This is a genomic window from Archangium sp., assembly GCF_036389735.1.
GTDB lineage: Bacteria > Myxococcota > Myxococcia > Myxococcales > Myxococcaceae > Archangium.
On sequence record NZ_DASVWK010000199.1, the window covers coordinates 1 to 3,425 of the forward strand.

At 68.8% G+C, this 3,425-nt stretch carries 4 protein-coding genes; 3 read left to right on the top strand and 1 reads right to left on the bottom strand.

Features of this window, described 5'->3' with window-relative positions; translation table 11 throughout:
• Positions 1-175 precede the first annotated feature (175 nt).
• Together VF794_RS07555 and VF794_RS07560 are read left to right on the top strand one after the other, a co-directional pair.
• Positions 176-487: a DUF1844 domain-containing protein gene (locus VF794_RS07555; protein ID WP_331108506.1), complete on the top strand. Its 312-nt coding sequence runs from the start codon at positions 176-178 to the stop codon at positions 485-487.
• A complete protein-coding gene (locus tag VF794_RS07560) occupies positions 484-1,161 on the top strand; it encodes a hypothetical protein (protein WP_331108507.1) in 678 nt (225 codons plus the stop codon). The genes VF794_RS07555 and VF794_RS07560 overlap by 4 nt, the downstream gene beginning before the upstream one ends.
• Positions 1,162-1,185: 24 nt before the next feature.
• On the opposite strand, the gene VF794_RS07565 is transcribed toward VF794_RS07560, so the two are convergent.
• The gene (locus VF794_RS07565) at positions 1,186-1,692 is read right to left on the bottom strand and encodes a hypothetical protein (RefSeq protein ID WP_331108508.1); all 507 of its coding nucleotides are present in this window, start codon (positions 1,690-1,692) and stop codon (positions 1,186-1,188) included.
• Positions 1,693-1,920: 228 nt separating this feature from the next.
• Here VF794_RS07565 and VF794_RS07570 point away from each other — a divergent pair.
• Positions 1,921-3,425: Clp protease N-terminal domain-containing protein (locus VF794_RS07570; RefSeq protein WP_331108509.1), on the top strand; the 1,505-nt coding region annotated here is incomplete at its 3' end.

The window sequence follows — 3,425 nt, forward strand, 5'->3', positions numbered from 1 at the left end:
GGCGACCTGGACGAGAAGACGTACCAGCGCCACATCGAGACCCTCCCCGACCTGGCCGACAACGCCGTGCCGGTGGAGACGGTGATGCACGACGAGCTCGAGGAAGACGACTTCGACGACGAGGACGAGGACGAGGACGAGGGCGACGAGGACACCGGGAACGACGAGTGACGCCATGACCGAGGAGAAGCGCGGAGAGACGTTCGTGATGCGGGGGGAGGAGCCCTCCCGGGCGCCCGAGGCCGCCATCACCTTCAGCACCTTCCTCGTCGGCCTGGCCTCCAGCGCCCTCATCCACCTGGGTGAGGCGCCCAATCCGGAGACGGGCCGATCCGAGCGCGATCTGGTGCTCGCCCGGCAGAGCATGGATCTGCTGGGGATGCTGCACGACAAGACGCGCGGCAACCTCACGTCCGAGGAGCAGCAGCTCTTCGACAACCTCCTGGCCGATCTGCGCCTGCGCTTCGTGAAGGCGAACAAGCGGTGACGCCTCCAGTCCCCGCCTCCCCGGCCCCCGCCGCTCCGCCGGGCCTGCCGCGACGCATCCGCTTCGCGGCGGTGGTGAGCCTGGTGCTCTCCTGCATCTCCGGGAGCTTCGCCATCGGCGAGCTCGTGAGCCCCGAGCGTCCCTTGCCGCGGAAGGAGACCAGCGCACCACCCCCGGGCCTGCCTCCATACGTCGACCCGGCCATCAACGAGCGTCTTGTCGAGGCCCAGCTGTCCGCGCTCAAGCCCATGCGGGAGTCGCGCTCGCTGGTGCTGGGGGCCCTCTCGGTGGCGTGCGCCTTCGTCTTCGTGTCCGCCGGGCGGATGCTGCGGCCCGCTGGGCTCCCCCTGGAGCGGGTGCGCCGGCTACTCGCGGCCGCCTCCATCACCGCGGCCCTCCTGCGCACCATCGTCGGCGCGCAGGACACCGTGGTGTTCAAACGCATGGCCGTGGTCATGGCCGAGGCCTTGAGCCACCATCCCGAGCTCAAGACGCCGGAGCTGGTCGCGCAGTTCAAGGCGACGATCCTCTTCGTCATGTCCGCCGCCATGGTGTTTCAGACGGCCCTCATCGCCGGCACCTTCGCCCTGCTGGGCCAGTACTTCCGCGGCGAGAGCGTCCGGCAGGCCGTCCTCGCCCAGGGAGGCGAGGAGCTGGCCGAGGAGGAGGACTGAGGGCCGAAGCGCCGGGGCCCCTCCTCAGGCCGCGGCGCCCCGCAGCAGTCTCTCCAGGGGCGGCTCCTCCGGCTCCGAGCCGTTGAGCGTCAGCCGCGTCCCCGGCATCCGGTGCAGCTGAAGCAGCAGCTCCCGCTCCACCCCGAACACCCATGCCAGGTGGCCCAGCGGCCAGCGCGCCTGCATCTGCTCGAAGGCCGCGTCGTCGAACTCCCCGTCCAGGCACTCGGGCAGCTCCACCTCGTCATACAACAGCCGCTCTCCACCCACATGCTGGCCTCCACCGAAGGCGAGGACCTCCTCGTACTCCTGCGGGTCGTACACGTAGGAGTGGACGACCACGCCCGCCTCGCGGGACAGCAGCCGGGCGAGGGCCTGGTGCTCGCTGTACCAGTGCGCGCCGCGACGCCCCGCGGTGTGCGGGCCGTCCAGGGCCAGCCGGATGACCTTGCGCCGACGGTAGACGGACAGCGTCAACAGGGTGTCCGACGGGGCGCCGTCCTGAACGAGCGCCTGCCGGGCCAGGTCCATGACCTTCAGACCTCCCAGGGATTCAACTCGGATGAGATAACCGCCGTGCGCTTCCAGTGGATGCCCCCCAATGTGGGCGCGCATATACCCGGGCCGGGGAGAAAAAGGCAACTCCTGGAGAGCCTGGAAGTTCGTAAGGACTGCAACCATCCAGGCCCACGCGAGAAGTGAAATCCGAACGGCTCTCGCCGTGCTTGCCAAGGGGTCTTCGACCCTTACGTTGGGGTCATGCGACTCGACAAATACACGGTGAAGGCCCAGGAGGCCATCCAGGAAGGACAGTCTCTGGCCCGACGTGCCGACCATCCGAACTACGAGCCGGAGCACCTCGCGACGGCGCTGCTCGGACAGAAGGACGGCATCGTCGAGCCGCTGCTCCGCAAGATTGGCGTGGATGTGAAGCTGTTCGCCGGCCGGTTGGGCGAGGCGCTCCAGAAGCTGCCACGGATGCAGGGCGGCGAGGGCGCGATGCTCAGCCAGCGGCTGCTGAAGACGTTCGACAAGGCCGAGGACGAGGCCAAGTCACTCAAGGACGACTTCATCTCCAGCGAGCACCTGCTGCTGGCCCTCACGCAGGACAAGGGGGCGGTGGGTGAGGTGATGAAGTCCTCGGGCGTGACGCGCGAGCGCGTCCTGTCCAGCCTCAAGGAGGTGCGCGGCTCGTCCCGGGTGACGAGCCAGGACCCCGAGGCCACCTACCAGGCGCTGGAGAAGTACGGGCGTGACCTGACGGAGGCGGCCCGGGCCGGCAAGTTGGATCCGGTCATCGGCCGCGACGAGGAGATCCGCCGCTGTATCCAGGTGCTCAGCCGGCGCACGAAGAACAACCCGGTGCTCATCGGTGAGCCGGGCGTGGGCAAGACGGCGATCGTCGAGGGCCTGGCGCGGCGCATCATCGACGGGGACGTGCCCGAGGGGCTGAAGAACAAGCGGCTGGTGACGCTGGACCTGGGCGCGATGGTGGCCGGGGCCAAGTACCGCGGCGAGTTCGAGGAGCGCCTCAAGGCGGTGCTCAAGGAGGTAGCGGACGCGCAGGGGGAGATCGTCCTCTTCATCGACGAGCTGCACACCCTGGTGGGCGCGGGCAAGGCCGAGGGCTCGATGGACGCGGGCAACATGCTCAAGCCGGCGCTGGCGCGCGGGGAACTGCACTGCATCGGCGCGACCACGCTGGATGAGTACCGCAAGCACATCGAGAAGGACGCGGCCCTGGAGCGGCGCTTCCAGCCGGTGATGGTGGGCGAGCCCAACGTGCACGACACCATCAGCATCCTGCGGGGCCTCAAGGAGCGCTACGAGGTGCACCACCACGTGCGCATCCAGGACTCGGCGCTGGTGGCGGCGGCCAACCTGTCCAACCGCTACATCTCCGACCGCTTCCTGCCGGACAAGGCCATCGACCTCGTGGACGAGGCGTGCAGCCGCCTGCGCATCGAGATCGACTCGATGCCCACGGAGATCGACGACGTGCGTCGGAAGATCACCCAGCTGGAGATCGAGCGCGAGGGTCTGCGCAAGGAGACGGATCCCCACTCGAAGGAGCGGCTGAAGGCCATCCTCAAGGAGATCGAGGCGGCGGCCGGCGAGGTCATCCTCTTCATCGACGAGATGCATACGCTGGTCGGCGCGGGGAAGGCCGACGGCGCCATGGACGCGTCGAACATGATCAAGCCGGCGCTGGCCCGCGGCGAGCTGCACTGCGTCGGCGCCACGACGCTGGACGAGTACCGCAA